The organism is Vibrio sp. ZOR0018, assembly GCF_963865925.1.
GTDB classification, from domain to species: Bacteria; Pseudomonadota; Gammaproteobacteria; order Enterobacterales; family Vibrionaceae; genus Vibrio; species Vibrio anguillarum.
Genome location: NZ_CAWMCN010000073.1, coordinates 85,387 through 104,319, shown reverse-complemented (window position 1 = coordinate 104,319; position 18,933 = coordinate 85,387). Strand labels below are relative to the sequence as shown.

Below are 18,933 nucleotides of genomic sequence, written 5' to 3'. Positions count from 1 at the left end.
GTAAACACACCCCAGCGCTGTATCAGTCTGGGGCATTTACAGTGGGTTAACCAATGATGATTTGGCTCAGCACATAACCTAAACAGCACGCACTCACGACGCCAATTAAACCGACGGACATGAACGAGTGGTTGAAGTAATACTTACCGATTTTGGTGGTTCCTGTGGTATCAAAGTTGACCGTTGCAATATCTGACGGATAGTTTGGAATGAAGAAGTATCCGTACAGTGCGGGCATTAATCCCACCAGTAGCGCAGGTTCTAAACCTAGCCCGAGGCCTACAGGTAACATCATCACCGCTACTGCGGCTTGTGAGTTCACCACAACAGAAACAATGAATAGTGCAAGCGCGAAGGTCCAGTGATGGTCGGTAACCATCTCAACAATGCCTGATTTAAACTGCGGCATCGCGTATTGGAAATAGGTATCCGACATCCAAGCTATACCGAAGATGGCAATTGCCGCTACCATACCTGATTTGAATACCACACCGTTTGGTACATCTCGTGGGTCGGTTTTGGTTGCCAGTAAAATGATACCGCCAAAGCAGAGCATCATCATCTGAATAACCACCGCCATACTGATCGGTTTACTGCCTTCAACAATAGTGCGTGTTTCTGGCACCATCGCTAGCACGACTATGGTTAATATCGCACCAATGAAAATCAACACAGAATTACGCGCTGCCGCGGGTAACGTTTCATTCAGCGTTGTCGCGGTTGTGTTTAGGATTTTCTCTTTCCACACTGGATCTTGCAGACGTTCTTGATACTCAGGATCATCATCTAGTTCTTTCCCGCGGCGCAAGCTGTACAAAGACATCAACAGCGTACCGAATAAGGTCGCAGGTACAGTGACCAGCAAAATAGAGAGTAAGGTGATCTCGTGTTGAATATTCGACAATTGAGCAAGGTAGTAGACAACGGCCGCTGAGATTGGGGAAGCGGTAATCGCGATTTGCGAAGCAACAGAAGACGCAGCCATTGGACGTTCAGGACGGATCCCATTTTTCAATGCCACATCACCAATGATCGGCATGATGGAATATACCGCATGGCCAGTACCCAGCATAAACGTCATTGCGTAAGTGACGAACGGTGCAATCAAAGTGACATTTTTCGGGTTCTTACGCAGTAAACGTTCTGCCACTTGCAGCATGTATTTCAATCCGCCAGCCGCTTCGAGTATTGAAGCACAGGTGACAACGGCAAGAATGATCAACATGACGGTGATCGGTGGTGATGTGGGTGGCATTTTGAAGACAAAAACTTCAATGACCAAGCCAATACCAGAAACCACACCAAGGCCAATACCACCGTAGCGTGAGCCTATATAGAGCATTAATAGCAGGAATAAAAATTCCAAATACAACATATCTGTTTCCTATCCAAAGGTGTTAATGAAAATATTGTCTAACGTAACGTTAAAAAAAGATGAAACCTTGTTCACACAACCATTTACCCTATAAATGAAACGACATTAATCAGAGATTGCTCACGCATTTTATTCAATAAGTAATGAATATGAATAAACAAATGTAACCATTTTGTTGTGCTACAGGTGGGTTGGCGTTAATGATGAAGCTTATTTTCTCGCCGCGTAAGCTGTTTGCCGATCGCTAACCTTAATTTAAGATAGCACAAAGGGTACTGAGCTATTGGCCTTTGGGCGTTGGAATGAAATGCATATGAGAAAACTCATCGTCCATTTGGTAGTGCGTAAACCCAAATCGCTGATACAAAGCACCGACCGGGCTACCTTGCAAATAACAGAGCTTACATGGGTATTGAGTCAGATTGGCTTGGTTGACGACCAGTTGTAACACTTGGCTACCCACCCCTCTATTTTGAAAATCTGGCAGAATAAAAAAGCGTGAGAAGTAGAGCGTTTCATGCTTGCTCTGCAGTAAATAAGTGCCAATCGGTTGGCCATCAGCGCAGATGATCGTTGGTAGACCAGAATGCCATTCTTGGCGATGCAGCACTTGCTGCAACTCTTCATCCCAGCCAAATATCGCCGTAATAGCATCCATTTCTGCGACTTTTTTTAGATCAAAAGCAAATTGATAATCGCTGTCACTTGCGGGGCGAAAGGTTACCTTCATACGTTTATCTTTTTGTTTAATAATACGTTGCTTACCAAGATATCAATCGTCGGCGTATTCGTGGGCAATCGAAATAAAGCGCTCTTCTATTGCCAAGAAGGCATCAATGACTTCTGGGTCAAAATGGCTTCCTCTTCCGTCCAAAATAATCCCTTTCGCATCAGCGTGAGGCATCGGCTCCTTATAGATGCGTCGGCAAATCAGAGCGTCATAAACATCAGCGACAGCCATTAACCGTGCGCTGAGTGGTATAGCATCACCTTGTAAACCGTTAGGATAGCCAGAGCCATCCCATTTTTCATGGTGCCCATGGGCGATCTCTTTCGCCATATCGATAAGGTCATTTTTCGCGCCTGACATCTTTTCCGCTTTTTCTAGCGCACGTAGCCCTAAGCTGGCATGGCCTTTCATGATCTCAAACTCATCACTGTCCAGTTTTCCTGGTTTTAATAGTATGTTATCGGCGATGCCCACTTTACCAATATCGTGTAAAGGGGCGGCTTTAAAGTAGGTATTAATAACATTCGGCGTTAGCTTTTGTTGATATTTTGGCAACTTAGCCAGTTGTTCGGCTAACGCTTTGACGTAATGTTGTGTTCGCAGGATATGGTTACCCGTATCCGGGTCTCTGGTTTCAGCGAGGCTGGCGAGAGCATACACGACCGCGTCTTGCATTTTATCCAATTCATTTGAACGTTTGATCACCTCTTTTTCCAAGTAGCCATTTTGGTTCTTCAGTATGTCTTTTGAAATTTTGTTTTGCAGGTGAGTATCTACTCTGGCTCTTAGCAACGGTACGCTTACGGGTTTGTATACATAGTCAACCGCACCTAACTCAAACCCCAGTTTTTGATCTTCAGGGTTATCTTTTGCGGTCAGAAAAATCACAGGGATGTCTTGGGTGTTAGGGTTTGCCATGATCTTTTGTATGACTTCAAAACCTGACATTTCCGGCATAACAATATCGAGCAACACTAGGTCAATAGAAAACTTGTCTAAGATACTGAGCGCCATCGGGCCTGATTTAGCGGCCTTGACATGATATCGGTTAGCCAACCCCTGTGACATAAATGCAAGGTTATCTGGCGAATCATCGACGATTAACACGGTACAATTGTCCAAGTTTTCGATGGGCATGAGTCTTTCCTAATAAAAAATAGCAATTGAGCGGCGAAGGTTGGGTTTAAGTCTAAACTTATCAATAACTATAGCTAATCTCAGCGTTAGTAGAGTGAGAAAATTATTAAGAAGGCGCTTCACATGCGATCCATCCGAACTTTATTCACCGTCTTATTTATTGCTATGGGATTATGTTCCATTGCGATGTTTAGTGTCACAGACAAAGTGGCCGCTCTGAGAACTGAGAGCCGACAACTGAACGACGAACTTTACCGTTTCTATCGTCTGTCACAAGAGTTGAAGCAGAGTTCAGATCACTTAACCAAATTTGCCCGGGCCTACGCTTCGACGGGCGATGAAAAGTGGCTCAACCTTTTTAACTATGTGCTGAGCGTCAGAAATGGTTCTGTGCCTTTACCGAAAGGGAATGAGTACGAATTTTGGGATGTCGTTGCACAAAACAAACTGCTTGCCCGTTCACTGGGTGGTGCACCAGACAACCCTTCGTTACTCGATAGAATGCGTCTTTCGGGCATTGAATCGGTGGAGTTTTTAGAGCTCAAAAATGCGCTTACTTTGTCTGATTCACTGGTGTCACTCGAAAGAGAAGCCTTCATGGCCATCAAAGGATGGAAAAAGAATAGCCAAGGCGAATTTGTCGACACAGGTGAGCCGGATCTGGAATTGGCTCGGGCTATTCTCTATGGTGACCAATACTTCGCGGAAAAGGCGAAAATTATGCAGGCGATTGGTTCTGCACATCAATCGATCATGCAACGCATGGAGCAAAACATTCAACGTGCCGATAGCGAAGCGCTGCGTTATGAATGGATAAACTTGGCGTTAGTATTAACTTTACTCAGCGTGATCATCGCCTCCTTTGTTCTGCTGTGGCGTCTTTACATCAATCCGTTAAGTCAGCTACTCAAAACGGTTGTGACTCAAGTCAAACGGGAAGATTACGCTTTTACGATCACTCAAACCGCCTATGCAGAGCTGCAACATTTTATCGACAGTTTGAATGTGGTGTTTCATCATATCGCTGAGCAGCTTAGCCAAAATACCTTGCTTAAAGATTTCAATATCATCCTGCGCAAAAACGATTCTACGGACCGTTTGTGTAATGAAGTTACGCAATTCTTACTGCATCAATTTCCTTTGGAAATGGTTGGCATGTACATCTATCAAGAGGGCGTATTAAAACGAGTGGCTGGGGTGGGTTATGGTGAGCATTCGGCCAGAGAATACACCGATCCATCATCGACGCAGCTCAGCGTGTTGCTCAGCGGTCAGCCCTATGCGATGAAAGCACTCGATGGCAACTGTCACATTGAATTTAACGGTGGCAAGTTAGTCATTAACGAAGTGTATTATTTGCCGCTGCACGTCAATCAGCATCCTGTCGCTTTACTAGAGCTGGGTACTATCGGGTCGTTGTCGAGTTTGCAATTCCAGTGGTTATCGCAAATGTTGGATGACTTATCGGTCAGTATTCAATTGAGCCAAAACATTGAAATTCAGCGACGAGCCGAGCAGAAAGTACTCGAACAATCTCAACTGAATCAAGAGATCCTCGATGCGACGCCGAACCCCATGTATTGCTTGTCGGCCTCTGGTACGTATCTCACCATTAACGCTAAGTTTATGGATTTAGTTGGCCTGTCGGCCGAGCAAATTATCGGTAAATCGCCGCAAGATATCTTTCAAAATGAAACGGCGACCATTTTTTCCCAAGTACATAAAAGGCTTGGAGAGGAGCAGTCTTCGCAAGATTACGAATTGTCTCTCTATGACGCTTCACACCACAAAAGAGAGATGTTGGTATACGAAGCTTCTTTCCAAAATAATCGCGGTGAAGTCTCTGGAATTGTCGGAATTTTGCTTGATTTAACCGATCGCAAGCAGATGGAAGAGCAATTAAGAGAAGCTAAAGAGACCGCGGATGCCATGAGCCAAGCCAAAGGCGATTTCCTTGCGAACATGAGCCACGAGATCCGTACACCAATGAATGCCATTTTGGGCATGGCCCATCTAGCACTCAATACCGAGCTCAATCCTACGCAACAAAAATACATTTCACGGATTAATGAATCGGCGAAAAACTTGCTTGGCATCATTAACGACATTTTGGATTTTTCCAAAATAGAGGCGGGCAAGCTGAATGTTGAGCACATTGATTTTAGCCTTGATGAGGTATTGGATAACCTCACCACCTTGATTTCGCTAAAAGCCCAAGAGAAAAACATCGAGTTTTTATTAGATATCGATCCACATATTCCAGTGGGCTTGGTGGGCGACCCGCTGCGTTTGGGGCAAGTCCTCGTTAACTTATGTGGCAATGCGGTGAAATTTACCGAACGAGGGGAGATCATCGTTTCGGCACGAGTCGTGGGGCAAAACGACGCCAACGTGACCTTGACGTTTACCGTTTCTGATACAGGTATTGGCATTGCTGAATCTAACGTAGCCACTCTATTCTCTGCATTTTCTCAAGCTGATAATAGCATTACTCGCCAATATGGAGGCACGGGCTTGGGGCTTAGCATCAGTAAACAGCTAGTCGGATTGATGGGTGGCGACATTCAAGTTCACAGTGAAGAAGGGTCAGGATCCACCTTTGAATTCACGGTTGAGTGTGGGCTGCAAGAAGCCAAAATGCGCGATATCGCTAAGCCACTCAGCGCTCTAGCAGGCAAACGTGCGTTGGTAGTCGATGATAATGACTCGGCACGCAATATTTTAATGACCTTGCTCAATGCGATGCATTTTGAAGCGAAGTCAGTCAGTAACGGTTTTGAGGCGCTCGATGAAATCCGCAATACGCATTTTGATATGCTGTTTATTGATTGGAATATGCCGGGTATGAATGGCATAGAGTTGCTGCAGAGAATGAAACCATTGGGTGTTTTTGATAACACCAAACGATTCCTCGTCACGGCTTACGGCCGAGAAATCTCCTTGGTGGGAGAAAACAGTAAATTAGTCGATGCCTTGATTGTGAAACCTGTGAACCCATCAAATCTCCTTGATGCCATTATGGACAGCTACGGCATCGAGCAATTAAGGCAGAGCCATGAGTATCTTGATCATGATACAAGGCCAACATTTATTGGGCAAAAAGTGCTTTTGGTAGAAGATAACGAAGTGAACCAGGAGGTGGCTTTCGGCCTGTTAGAAAGTACTCAATTGAGCATTGTTCTTGCTAATAATGGACAAGAAGCTTTGACGAAATTGCAGCAAGAAGCTTTTGATTTAGTGCTGATGGATATGCAGATGCCCATTATGGATGGTATCAGTGCGACGAAAGAGATCCGCCAACATGAGGAGTGGAAAACGCTACCGATTGTTGCAATGACCGCCAATGCGATGTCTTCAGATGTCGAGCACTGTTTAAATGCAGGTATGAATGATCATGTGGCGAAGCCAATTGATGTACAGCGCTTGTACCACGTACTACGCAAATATTTAAAGGCGGATGAAACCACGCCAGTACCCTCTACGGTATTACCGAATCAAGTGAAACCGAGCACTGGCTACCCAGAATTGACGGGTATTGATGTGGAGCAAGCGATTTTCCGAATTGGTGGCAATGCGCAGCGATACTTTGAAATATTGGATCACTTCCTTGCCAGCCAGCAGCAAGAAATAGCCGCATTCCCTAAATTGATTGATAAGGGGCTGTGGGAAGAGGCAGAGCGAGTGATGCACACCCTAAAAGGTTCAGCGGCTAATCTAGGGATTGAGCCTATTGCGCAGCTAGCCAACGAGATGGAAGGGGTTGTGCAGCGACATACGAAACCCGCCATTCAAGATCTCAACACGGTATCAAAGTTGATGTCTACTTTGTTGGATGAGCTAAGAGATTGGGAGCAGACACAATTACATCCGCAGCAAGAGCACCGTGATATTGCGTTGCTCTACCAACAATTAGTGCAATGTGTTGAAAACTACGATGCTGATGCGATTCATATGATCCACCAAATTAAACAATGCAATTTATGGTCTGACGAGCAAAAGAAAAGTTTGATGCATGCGATTGAAGATTTTGATTTTGAAGCGGCTAAAGAGGTATTGGCTCAGTTGCCAGTACCGACTGAAAAAATAAGTTGAAGTATGATGGTGCTTAAAATTGATGCAATAATTGTGGCGTAAAATTCGACATTTTGGCCATTCTCATCCTATGCTAAAAGCAATAATAATAATGAATAAACAGAAATAATTTCGTTGATAAATGAAGAAGGATACTTTTATGAATATCAACAACACCATGAAGCTCGTGTTTGCTGTCATCGGTATTGGTATTGTCATTAGTGTTGTGACGGTATTGCAGCTCAATGGGCTGATGCAACAAGTTGATAATATGGCTCAAGTTCGTTATCAATCTTACCAAGCGGCCGATGAGCTTCGTCAAAGCTCTGATGACTTAACTCGGTTAGGCCGGACTTATGTGGTCAGTGGCGATGAAAAATACGAAAAAATGTACATGGATATTCTTGATATTCGTAATGGTAAGAAACCTCGCCCGCAGAACTACCACACGATATATTGGGACCTTGTGCTGCAATATGGACAAAAGCCTAAAGCAGACGGTAAGAATATCTCTCTCAACCAAATGATGACGGATCTTGGTTTTACTCAGCAAGAGTTTAGTTTGCTCAAAGAAGCTCAAGCTAATTCAGATGGCTTAGTGAACATGGAAGTCAAAGCGATGAATGCGGTTAAGGGGCTTTATCCTGATAGCAATGGCAACTACACCGTTAGAAAAGAGCCAGACCGTAATATGGCGATTTCTCTCTTACACAGTAATGAATACCATCAAGAGAAAGCCAAAATCATGGCTCCGATCGATAAGTTCTTTATTGAATTAGAAAATCGAACCAATAAACAATTCATGGATGCGGCGCAGAAAGTAAAAAGTACGGTATTGGTTGGAAATATCTCCTTAATTAGTGTTTTTATTATTGCCATTATTGGGTATGCCATTGTTAACCGAAAAGTAGTGAAGCCGATTGATACCATGGCTAAATTGCTACAACAAGTAGACAAAAATTCTGATTTGACTTTGCGAGTTGACGATAACAGTCACAACGAACTGGGTATAATCGGCGGCACCATTAATAAGGTGCTTGGTAGTTATGCCACCACCATTAGCAAAATAAACCAGGTAAACCACACCATTTCGGCCATCTCTGAAACGATAAGCGATGTCACCAAACAAAACGTCAAAGTGGCGAATCAGCAAAATCAAGAACTTGAAATGGCGGCGACGGCGATGGAAGAGATGACATCGGCGCTCTCTAGCGTGGCGGAAAGCACCACCATGGCAGAAGAGTATGCGGGCAGCGCGGAAAAAGAAGCCAGTACCAGTAAACAGGTCTTTGATAAAACGACCCATGAATTCGGTGAATTAGAGGGTGAATTTACCAAAACATCCGAGATCATCCAGCAACTTGCGAATGAGTCTAATAACGTTGGTAATGTGCTTGATGTGATTAAAGCGATTGCTGAACAAACCAACCTACTGGCGTTGAACGCGGCGATAGAGGCTGCTCGTGCGGGTGAGCAAGGTCGCGGTTTTGCGGTGGTAGCGGATGAAGTACGCTCACTTGCCCAACGAACTCAACAATCGACGGGTGAGATCGAAAGCATGATTTCGATGCTGCAAGAGAAAGCAGAACAATCGACCAAAACGATCCGGGTGAGTGCTGATAAAATGCAGTCAACGCGCTCTAATATGTCGGTGGCGAACGAAGCGCTTGGTACCATCCAAGGATCGGCGATTGAGATCCATAAATTGAATACGTCGATATCGGCTGCGACAGAAGAGCAATTGGCTGTGAGCGACGAAATTTCCAGCAATCTTAGTAACATTAAAGCCCTTTCGGGTGATATGAACGTTGCCATCAATCAACTCGGGCCTGTCGTTGTTGATTTGCAACGTAATGTCGATGAGTTAAACAGCGCGATTAAGCACATCCGCACTTAAATTTAATATCCTCTCCTTGCTATTTTTTAGGCTCTCTATATTGAGAGCCTTTTATTTCGGCAAAATTTTTATTTGCAGAATGATGCCCACTTAAGTGGTCACGGCAATACCGCAAGGTAAGCGATAAGTTAAAGCTCTTGCTTCGACTGACTTTTTCTTGCCAAACGTTGCCAAGGTAAAGAGAGCAAAATGAAGATAGTCAGAGCATACAGCATTGACCAGCCTAAGCAGATAAATACCGCAGTGCAGAGGATCAACGAAATCGCCGCCAACAGTTTGTTGATGCCACTGAGCAATTTATAAGCGGCGAACATCGCTAACAGATAAACCAAGACAAAGATTCCATTCGCAAGTTTTAGGAAAAATTCCAGATTAAGACCAGACCATTCACCAAGCAGGCAAGAAGCCATTAATACAACTCCAACAGCAATGGTTGCATTGGCTGGGACGCCGCGGATTGAAATTCTGGCGATTGCGCTTTCTGGTCGATATTGCCTTGCTTGTGCCCACACCATGCGAGATAAGCTTTGCGTGTATAAATTGATGCTCGCAAAGCATGCAAAAAAGCCGATAAGGCTTATCACCGTTGCCAAACTGCTACCAAAAATTTGTTCGCTCAGCCAAGGAATGGAGGTGCTATCAAATTCTGCGCTGCCATACGCACCAAATTTAAGGATGACCACCGAGCATGCCCAATAGGTGATTCCTGCCACAAAGCAGCCGACAATGATCGCGATCGGAAAATCGCGCTGTGGGTTTTTAAACTCTTCTCCCATATGAGCGAACGCTTCAATCCCGACGAAACACCAGAACATCACTCCGAGTGCGGCGCCAATCGGCCAAATACTGTCCGTGCTGAGTGCGGGCATGGCTAAATCTGCAGCGCCAACATCGCCTATCCAGAAAAAAGCACCAACTAATACGAAAATGCTCAGCGCAATAACGGTTTGTAACTGCCCGGAAGATTTGGTGCCCGCCAAATTGACCGCAATCAGCAACAGTACGGTTAATACTTGCGCCATCATCGCCGAGTTGAGTGGCGCAGGGAGGAGTTGTTGAGCAAAGCCTGCCGCCAATGCGACAGCGGCCGGAACGCCGACAGGGATCACGCTGACAAAAAGCCAAGCAACCGAGCGTTCCAACTTAGCGTTAAAAGCTTGGCGGACAAAGTAGGCGGTTCCGCCGGCGTTAGGGTAACGCTTACCCAGAGCGGCAAACGTCAGTGCAATCGGGCAAATCGCCACAAACAGCAGTAGCCATGCCCACAGTGAGAGCTCACCTGCAATACCAGCGGCAATCGCTGGGATCATAAATAACCCTGTTCCCATTAAAGTGGTGGAAAGTTGTCCAATACCAGACAGCAAGGTGATCTCTTGTTTTAACTTATTCACGGCTTCCGTTCCCAAATATCGTTCTGGCGGTTAGCATACGCTGAAGCGAAATAATATGCATCTATCTCAGTTTGCCTATGCCCATTGGGTGCAACGGCTAACCTGCAACATCAGGCCGTTTGGGCAGTGCCACATTCAGGTAGCGTTATGCGAGTCATTTCGTTATCGTCATTACCTTAAATCACCGAAACAACAGCGAGAAATCCATGACATTCACCGTTTGGTTATCACTATTTACCATTTGTATTTTAGGCGCGATGTCGCCAGGGCCAAGCCTAGCGATGGTGGCCAAACATAGCCTCGCTGGTGGGCGTAAAAATGGGTTTGCAACGGCGTGGGCGCACGCATTTGGTATTGGTGTCTATGCCTTCATTACCTTAATTGGCTTAGCGGTTGTACTGCATCAATCCCCCTTACTGTTTAAGACAGTAGGCTATGCAGGCGCGTTGTATTTGGCCTATTTGGGTATCAATGCATTACGTTCAAAAGGGGGCGTGGCGGCTAAATTAGAATCGGGTGAGACAGTCAGTGTGTGGCAGTCGGCTAAAGAGGGATTATTGATTTCTCTGCTTAGTCCTAAAATTGCGCTATTTTTCATCGCGTTATTCAGTCAATTTGTCGCCATCGGCAACGAACTGAGTAGCAAAGCTATTATTGTGTTAACACCATTTTTAGTGGATGGACTTTGGTATACGTTCATCACCTTAATTCTTTCTAGCCCGATATTACTCGATAAACTGCGCGCGCGTGCCGTATTGATTGACCGTTTGTCGGGCGTAGTACTGATTGCGCTTGCCATCCGTGTCGTCATGACTCTTTAGCTAATACCAAAAAACGGGAGGAAATGCCTCCCGCTTCTAATGAGTTTCGCCGTGCCAATGAAAGAGGGCGAATAGGGTTGTTCATCGATAGTGTGCTTGAGTTTTTTCTTCATATTCACCTTCAATAACGTAGCCGCTTTTTGACGTAAAGGTGTGGCGCTTGAGCTGCTTTTCTATACGTTTGCCAGTGATGATCGCTGCAATAGCGAGAGGAATGGCGAGCAGCAAACTCAGCATCAACGCGAAAAACCCTACAACCAGCGCAAATGTAGTCACAATAAATCTATTCATAACCTGTACCTCTTTCTGAATTGAAGCTAGGTTAACGCAGCCAAGATGAATCCAACATGAATGTTGTGTCTCTAATTTTTTGGAGTGGTATGGACGACGTTCATTCCCCCAATAATATTGGGACTCTGACAGATAGTTCAAATTTTGAGTCATTTTGGTGTCTTTGTTCGTGGTATGAATGAACTCCCACTGACATTAGTTCTTTCTTGGTTTGAACAAAAGGCGATTGTTATCGATCTGACGCTACTCGCATTGGGTGTGAAAGAAATTTATATCGGACCAACTGCACCAGCATTACTCATCGAAACTTGATAAATATTTTGCAACCTTAGGCTTTGAATGACCAGAAGGCGCTGCGTGAACAAGGCTATGCCTTAGCGTGTTCGAGCAGATTAGTTTCGGACGTTGAAATCTCATTGAACTGATCACTTCATAAAAAAGCCGCCTTATATCAAAAGGCGGCAAGCAGGGGGAGGTGAGATAAACACTCACTATTATTATGTTGTGGAGATAAAAACAATATTAAGCCGTTTACTGGGCTATAGCTGGGAAAGTTCGGTAACGAACGCCCATCATCTGCTCCATACAATGTACAACTTGGCCGCTGTAGCCAAATTCATTGTCATACCAAATGTAGAGCACGCAGCGGTTGTCTTGAGCGATCGTCGCTGCGCCATCAACCACACCAGCATGGCGAGAGCCAACCAAATCACTGGAGACAATTTCTGTTGAGTCGGTGTAATCAATTTGCGCTGAAAGTGGCGAGTTAAGCGCCATTTCACGTAGATATGCGTTGAGATCTTGCTTATTCACTGCATTGGCTAAGTTGAGGTTAGCCACGGCCATCGACACGTTTGGCGTGGGGACACGAATCGCATTACCGGTTAACTTACCAGCGAGTTCAGGTAACGCTTTGGCAACCGCTTTGGCGGCACCCGTTGAGGTTAACACCATGTTGAGCGATGCGCTGCGGCCACGTCGTTCACCTGAATGGAAATTGTCGATAAGGTTTTGATCATTAGTAAAAGAGTGCACCGTTTCGATATGGCCAGAAAGTACGCCATATTGATCATGAATTGCTTTCAATACCGGTGTGATAGCGTTGGTGGTGCAACTGGCGGCTGAGATAATGGTGTCTTCGGGCTGAATATCAGCGTGGTTTACGCCGAACACGATATTTTTAATCTCACCTTTGCCGGGTGCTGTCAGCAGCACCTTGCTTGCCCCTTGACAGTTCAAGTGTTGACTAAGCCCTTCGCTATCACGCCAAACACCAGTATTGTCGACCACTAACGCGTTATGAATACCATAGTGTGAATAATCAACCTCTTGTGGCTTATTGGCGTAGATGATTTGGATATAATTGCCGTTGGCAATAATGGCCTTGCGAGCCTCATCGATGATGATGCTGCCGTTAAACTGGCCATGAACTGAGTCACGGCGTAGCAAGCTTGCCCGTTTTTCTAAATCTCCTGCTTTACCCCCACGAACGACAATCGCTCGCAAGCGCAGTGGATAGCCCGGGCCACTTTTTTCTATCAAAAGACGAGTCAGCAAGCGACCAATACGACCAAAACCGTACAGCACCACATCCTTAGGCTCACTGAGTGTTTCACCATTCAACGCACCATTAAGCGCCGTTAGCAGGTAATCCTCAAGGCCATGTTCATCACCATGTTGTTGCCAAAATTGATGAGCAAGTTGGCCAATGTCGATACGACATGGCGACAGAGCAAGCGTGGTCAACTTTTGTAAAATCGGCATCGTTTGCTGGGTTGAAAGCGCCTCGCCCGTGTAGCGACGGACAACTCGATGTGCTTTGATGATATCAATGGTGGTGGCGTTGATGAGTGTTTTTCCAAATAAAACCACTTCAACACCTTGTTGGCGATAAAGCTGACCGATGAGGGGAGACATAGATTCAGCAATCGTTTGGCTGGCTTGCCAGTCTGAGAGATGTTTCTCTGGGCTCATATTGACTTGGGACCTTTCACGTTATGTTAAGCAGTAATGTTCACAGTGTAGGGCTGGTGAACGCGTATCTTGCACGGTCATCTGTGCTGAGATACAAGTCGATGTTTATTGTTGTTTTTATGTGGCCGGATTGTAAATGTGGAATGGTTATTCTGCTAGCAAAAATAATGACGACATTTTTTACTGAAAACTAGGTAAAAATCAGCGTATTGAGTGGTTTTTGGCGGTGGTTAGAGATATTGACAAATTCTAAAGTCGCGACTTATTTTGTGATGATAATGGTCTTCTTCAAATATTTGATGTGGAATGGTTTTTCTTTTTCATAAAAATGAGATTAGATTCAAATTGTTATCTTAAAATGTGGTGAGTTTTCGGCTAATTCACCATTACGCTTATTGGATGAATCGTGACGCGCAACGCTTTAGTTACCGCGCTGGTTTTATCTTAATAAGAGCGCAGACGCATAAAATAACGTCTACTATTTAACCATTGGCTAGGATGTATTACTTCCAAGGATGATAATAATGGTAATACTTACCCACTTCTCAATTAAGGCACGCTTGTTCTTACTCTGCCTCATTCCAACACTGGTTATTCTGGCTGTGGCATGGCGTCTATTCCTCCCATTTGAAAGCCGTTTAGACACATACCATGTGTTGAACCAAAAGATTGGAGCAATCAATCAGGTCACCACCAGTTCAGCCCTTTTTTATACCTTGCTCAGTGCGCAGCTGCGCAGCGAAAATAGCGAGGACTCTCGGCCGCAGCTCAAGCAGGAGCTAGCAGAATCGCTGGATAAAATTGTGCTGGATACAGGTTCTACAAATAGTCATTTTGGGAGTAAAAGCAACCGTACATTGATAGAAAACCGTGTGCTTGACCTTCACCATTTGTTGGATGAGTTGCCGTCGGCCTCACAAAGCGAGACCCTAGAATTAGGCCGCCAAGTATTTAATCTTTTGTATGAAGTGATGGCCGAGCTGCAAAAAACCAACAGTTTTCTTGCGCCTGTTGATATTCATACCTTGGATCTGGTGTATAGCGACCTGCATTGGTTGGCATTTTGGGTGCAAAAAGAGGCGTGGTTAATCAAAGAATTAACCATGGATCAAGAGGTGTTTCAATCTCGACAAACAGAATACTTTCAAGCTGTTGAGCGCCAGCAACAATACTTCGAACGTATCATTGATAACGGCGCTCAACTCGAACAACTGGTGCAGTTGTTTACGCAACCTGAATTTCGCCAAGCCGCCTTGATTCGCGAAAAAATCGTTAGTAATGAAGCCGATCCTCAAGCATTAGCTTCTTATGTCAAAAATGTGGAAGAGCGTTACTTGGCGATAGATAAACTGGTGCAAAGTGTCAACCAACACTTATCGGCTCAACTGAATGTGCGTCTCCAGCAAGAAAAAATGGGTATGTTAAGTATATCGGCATCGCTGTTAGCCGTGTTGGCGCTGCTGTTTGTGCTAGGAGCAAGTACCTCATCTCGCATCTCGTCAAAGCTCAAGCGGATCATCAATACCATGAGTCGATTGCGTGAAAAGCAGAACGGCATTGAACAGATCCCGATTGATGGCAAAGATGAGTTTTCCCGTTTTACAATCAATCTCAACCATATTATTGAGAAACAGCAACAGTACGAGAGTGCTTTGGTGGAAACAAAGGAAGCGGCAATTGCCGCTAATCGAGCCAAAAGCGCGTTCTTAGCCAATATGTCGCATGAGATCCGAACGCCTCTTAATGGCATTATCGGTATGACTGAAATATTGTCACGCAGCGAGTTTACGGGGAATGAGCGTGAAATCCTGGCCGATATTGATACCTCTTCGCAAGCGTTGCTGATCTTGATTAACGATATTCTCGATTTATCTAAAATTGAATCAGGCAACTTGGAGCTTGCTCCGCATCGCTTTGAACTCGCTGAATTGGTATACGACACGGTGAACTTGGTGAACGCGAAAGCGTTGAGCCAGCATATCGAGCTTAATATTTATCTCGACCCTGCATTACCTCGTTTTATCGTCGCGGATGAATATCGTCTGAAGCAGGTCCTGATGAACTTGTTGTCCAATGCGGTGAAATTTACCAAAGATGGTTATGTCAACACGGGTTTAACCTTAGAAACGGGCGATATAACCTCGATACGTTTTGCTGTATCCGATACGGGAAGTGGCATCGATAAAGAGATGTTGAATACGATTTTTGATCCATTTATTCAAGAAGATAGCAGTATTACCCGTCGTTTTGGCGGGACTGGGTTAGGGTTGGCTATCTGCCGTCAATTAGTCGATCTGATGCAGGGTGACATTCATGTACAGTCCACTAAAGGCTTAGGTAGCTGCTTTGAATTTGTCGTCCCGATTGAGGTTGCCGAAGATCAGCCGCAAGTTGAGCCTCTTGCCACGCAGGCGTTGTTAATTACCAATATGTCTAACTACTCATCCGCTATTCGGCGTGAATGCGTTCAATGGGGGATTCAACTCAATGAAGCGCGTGATGTTGAACAAGCAGTCAAGAGTGGGCTTAGCGCCGTATGTATTTTATATTGCCAAAGCTTAAGCCACAGCGTGCAATCGGATCTCATTGCGCTGCGTGAGCATTTTTCAAGTGCAAAAATAGTGGTTCTGCAGCATCACTTGTTCGTCAACAAAGACGCAATTCATCTTGCGCAGGCAAGTATCACGTTGCCTTTTTTAGGGACGCGTTTTGAACGTGCCCTCAAAGCATTAGTGGCCGATACAGAGACGGATTTAACGCCAGTCGAGGAGAGTCAGTTAGACTACTTAGAGTGCAATCATAAGCGTATTTTGATCGTTGAAGACAATTTGATGAACCAAAAAATCGCCAGCTTCTTCCTTGAAAAAGCAGGGATTGGTTATGTGGTGGCCAACAACGGGCAAGAAGCGGTAGATGCCATCACCCAAGGGGGACATTTTGCTGCGGTGTTAATGGACTGCATGATGCCAGTGATGGATGGCTTAACCGCGACGAAGAAAATCCGCGAATGGGAAAAAGAGCAAGGCGTTGAAAAATTGCCTATTATCGCCTTAACCGCCAGCGTTTTGGAGGAGGATATTAAAAGCTGCTTTGACGCGGGCATGGATGCGTATTTGCCCAAACCTTATAAATCCAAGCAACTTTTTGATATTTTTAGCGATCTGCAAGTGGCGAACTCTTGAGAAGATAGCCTAATCGCTATTTTTATCGATTTTCGAAATTTAAATTAATTGACCTTACCCCTAGGGCAAGCTTTAGTCTGTGAGAGTTTTCAGTCAGATAGTGATATTGGATATGCAACTTTCGCTGCATACAATTTGGGTTTCCATGTTGGTGATGATGACGCTGCTTGCTTCAAGCTTAGTGTCTAGTGCACCTTTAATGGCGATCACAATGTCACCGACTTCGGTTGTATCCCATTCAGTGACTGACGATGCAAACCCGCCGCAACACTGCTCAAATATGAGCGCCGCTCACCATGATTCCGATGCAAGTGACATGACGTCATCAGCGATGAGTAACGATTGTATCGATCACAGCGACCAAGGTGTTGATTCCTGTTGTAGCGTCATGTGCATGACCACGTTAGCTTTCTTTATCACTGAACACCAACCCTTCACACCTCACGCGGTTTTATTGTTGATCAATGCAGAAGCAACGCGTGGCATTGTGATGGTCGCCCGCTCACTTTACCGTCCCCCTATCGTTTAATTTCTCTTTCATTACGCCTATGGCGTGTTTGTGCGGCCTTTAACTAGGTTCGTGACTCTCTGTTGCATCTCAACCTTTTGCGATGCATGAAAGATGGAATTTTATTGTGAACCTTAAACTCTCTGTGATCGCTTGGTCGATCAGTATAGTGGGCGTTTTGTCATTCCCCTTGATGGTGAATGCAGCCCCACAAGCCGCGATGGCTCAGCCAGATTCGCATGCAAAACAATTAGCTCAGCTGATTGACGCTGCATTATCGAATGATGCCGTCCGCAAGCAATATTTTGCTCAGTCTCAAGCAATACAAGAAACTGGAATGGCCAGCTCAACCCTGATGGATCCTAAGATCAAAGTTGGCTTTGGTGGTTTGCCCACTGATAGTTTTAAGTTTGATGAAGATCCTATGACTAACATTTCTGTGGGCTTAATGCAGCAGTTTGAACGGGGTTCAAGCTTGGCATTACAAGCGAAAAAAGCAAAGCAACAAGCCACTGGCGTTGCGCTTCAGGTTAATTTACGTGAGTTGGAAGTGGCAAACAGCATGACTCAATTATGGTTAGAGTTAGGCTACCAACAACGCGCTGAACGTATTGTGCGGGCAAACCAAACCTTAATGCGTGAGCTGGCTGGTTTTATTGAAACGAACTATTCATTAGGTAAAAGCGAAGCGCAAGATCTGCTGCAAGCGCAGTTACAAGTTTCCAAATTGGACGAAAAATTACAAGCCAATCAACAAATGCAGCAACGCATTGTGTCGCAATTATCCGAATGGTTAGGTAGCGCTTGGTTGGTTGAACAGCCTATGTTAGCCGCTGAAGAGTCAGTGAACTGGTCCCGTTTAGATGCGCAATTGGTTACGGTTAACGACAGCACCACTCACTACGCTTTGTTGGTCACGCACCCGATGGTCGGCATGGCAGAAGCGACAATTCACACCAACCAAACGCAAGTCGAAATAGCACAAACGGCCTATCAACCTCAGTTTGGTGTGGAAGTGATGTACGCCTATCGTCAGGCAAGCAGTATGCAAGGCGGACCCGCAGCCGATATGGTCAGTGCTTATCTCACCATGGATATCCCGCTGTTTACGGGGAACCGCCAAGGTAGAAACCACGCTGCGGCGCAATATCAAGTGGGCGCGGCTAAATCACAGCGTGATGTTCTATTGGCGCAGATGAACGCCAAAGTGAATGCCTTATTGGTTGATAAAATGAACCTCGAACAGCGTTTAGCGCGCTATCAAACCACCTTATTAACGCAAGCGAAAGCTCGCACTCAAGCGGTTGAGAGAGGCTACGAAAACAATACCTCCCAGTTTAATGATGTCGTCAGTGCCGCCAGCGATGAACTAGCGCTGCAATTAGAACAAATGCGCCTAATGACCGATTTAAATCTAACCAAAAGTAACCTCGCTTATCTATTAAATGGGTTCGATTTTCAAGTTAGTGCGCCTTCACTTACGTCTGTAGAAATATTTACGTCTGTAGAAAAACTTCCCTCTTTAGAAACACTTACGCCGGTAGAAAAGTAGGATA

12 protein-coding genes and 1 pseudogene are annotated in these 18,933 nt (G+C 45.1%); 7 read left to right on the top strand and 6 right to left on the bottom strand.

The annotated features are described in order from the left end of the window. Positions 1-46 precede the first annotated feature (46 nt). From AACR75_RS03280 to AACR75_RS03270, 3 genes are all read right to left on the bottom strand, one after another. Positions 47-1,375 (bottom strand): anaerobic C4-dicarboxylate transporter, encoded by a 1,329-nt coding sequence (locus AACR75_RS03280; RefSeq protein WP_013868401.1) that lies wholly within the window; start codon positions 1,373-1,375, stop codon positions 47-49. 280 nt (positions 1,376-1,655) lie between these two features. Beyond that, positions 1,656-2,105 (bottom strand): GNAT family N-acetyltransferase, encoded by a 450-nt coding sequence (locus tag AACR75_RS03275; protein WP_047688721.1) that lies wholly within the window; start codon positions 2,103-2,105, stop codon positions 1,656-1,658. A 42-nt stretch (positions 2,106-2,147) separates the two neighbouring features. Then, a complete protein-coding gene (locus tag AACR75_RS03270; protein ID WP_013868403.1) occupies positions 2,148-3,242 on the bottom strand; it encodes a response regulator in 1,095 nt (364 codons plus the stop codon). 123 nt (positions 3,243-3,365) lie between these two features. Here AACR75_RS03270 and AACR75_RS03265 point away from each other — a divergent pair, with 123 nt between their 5' ends. Together AACR75_RS03265 and AACR75_RS03260 are read left to right on the top strand one after the other, a co-directional pair. Next, positions 3,366-7,334 carry a response regulator gene (locus AACR75_RS03265; protein WP_047688719.1) on the top strand — a complete coding sequence of 1,323 codons (3,969 nt, stop codon included), beginning with the start codon at positions 3,366-3,368 and terminating at the stop codon, positions 7,332-7,334. Positions 7,335-7,473: 139 nt separating this feature from the next. Then, on the top strand, positions 7,474-9,210 hold the full coding sequence (locus AACR75_RS03260) for a methyl-accepting chemotaxis protein (RefSeq protein ID WP_047688716.1): 1,737 nt from the start codon (positions 7,474-7,476) through the stop codon (positions 9,208-9,210). Positions 9,211-9,338: 128 nt separating this feature from the next. Here AACR75_RS03260 and yjeH read toward each other — a convergent pair whose 3' ends face one another. Beyond that, complete coding sequence (yjeH, locus tag AACR75_RS03255) at positions 9,339-10,616, bottom strand: L-methionine/branched-chain amino acid transporter (RefSeq protein ID WP_047688713.1); 1,278 nt, start codon at positions 10,614-10,616, stop codon at positions 9,339-9,341. 191 nt (positions 10,617-10,807) lie between these two features. Here yjeH and AACR75_RS03250 point away from each other — a divergent pair, with 191 nt between their 5' ends. Continuing rightward, entirely contained in the window at positions 10,808-11,422 is a 615-nt protein-coding gene (locus tag AACR75_RS03250; RefSeq protein ID WP_013868407.1) for a LysE family translocator, read from the top strand. Between the two features lie 81 nt (positions 11,423-11,503). Here AACR75_RS03250 and AACR75_RS03245 read toward each other — a convergent pair whose 3' ends face one another. After that, positions 11,504-11,713 carry a hypothetical protein gene (locus AACR75_RS03245; RefSeq protein ID WP_017045072.1) on the bottom strand — a complete coding sequence of 70 codons (210 nt, stop codon included), beginning with the start codon at positions 11,711-11,713 and terminating at the stop codon, positions 11,504-11,506. Between the two features lie 171 nt (positions 11,714-11,884). Between AACR75_RS03245 and AACR75_RS03240 the strand changes: the two are divergent. Continuing rightward, a pseudogene (locus AACR75_RS03240) lies at positions 11,885-12,019 on the top strand (hydroxylamine reductase); the annotation flags it as partial. A 225-nt stretch (positions 12,020-12,244) separates the two neighbouring features. Here AACR75_RS03240 and AACR75_RS03235 read toward each other — a convergent pair. Further along, entirely contained in the window at positions 12,245-13,687 is a 1,443-nt protein-coding gene (locus AACR75_RS03235; protein ID WP_047688709.1) for a glyceraldehyde-3-phosphate dehydrogenase, read from the bottom strand. Positions 13,688-14,202: 515 nt separating this feature from the next. Here AACR75_RS03235 and AACR75_RS03230 point away from each other — a divergent pair. From AACR75_RS03230 to AACR75_RS03220, 3 genes are all read left to right on the top strand, one after another. Continuing rightward, the gene (locus AACR75_RS03230; protein WP_047688706.1) at positions 14,203-16,869 is read left to right on the top strand and encodes an ATP-binding protein; all 2,667 of its coding nucleotides are present in this window, start codon (positions 14,203-14,205) and stop codon (positions 16,867-16,869) included. 112 nt (positions 16,870-16,981) lie between these two features. After that, a complete protein-coding gene (locus AACR75_RS03225; RefSeq protein WP_047688703.1) occupies positions 16,982-17,398 on the top strand; it encodes a hypothetical protein in 417 nt (138 codons plus the stop codon). 82 nt (positions 17,399-17,480) lie between these two features. Further along, positions 17,481-18,929 (top strand): TolC family protein, encoded by a 1,449-nt coding sequence (locus AACR75_RS03220; protein ID WP_047688701.1) that lies wholly within the window; start codon positions 17,481-17,483, stop codon positions 18,927-18,929. Positions 18,930-18,933: the final 4 nt, after the last annotated feature.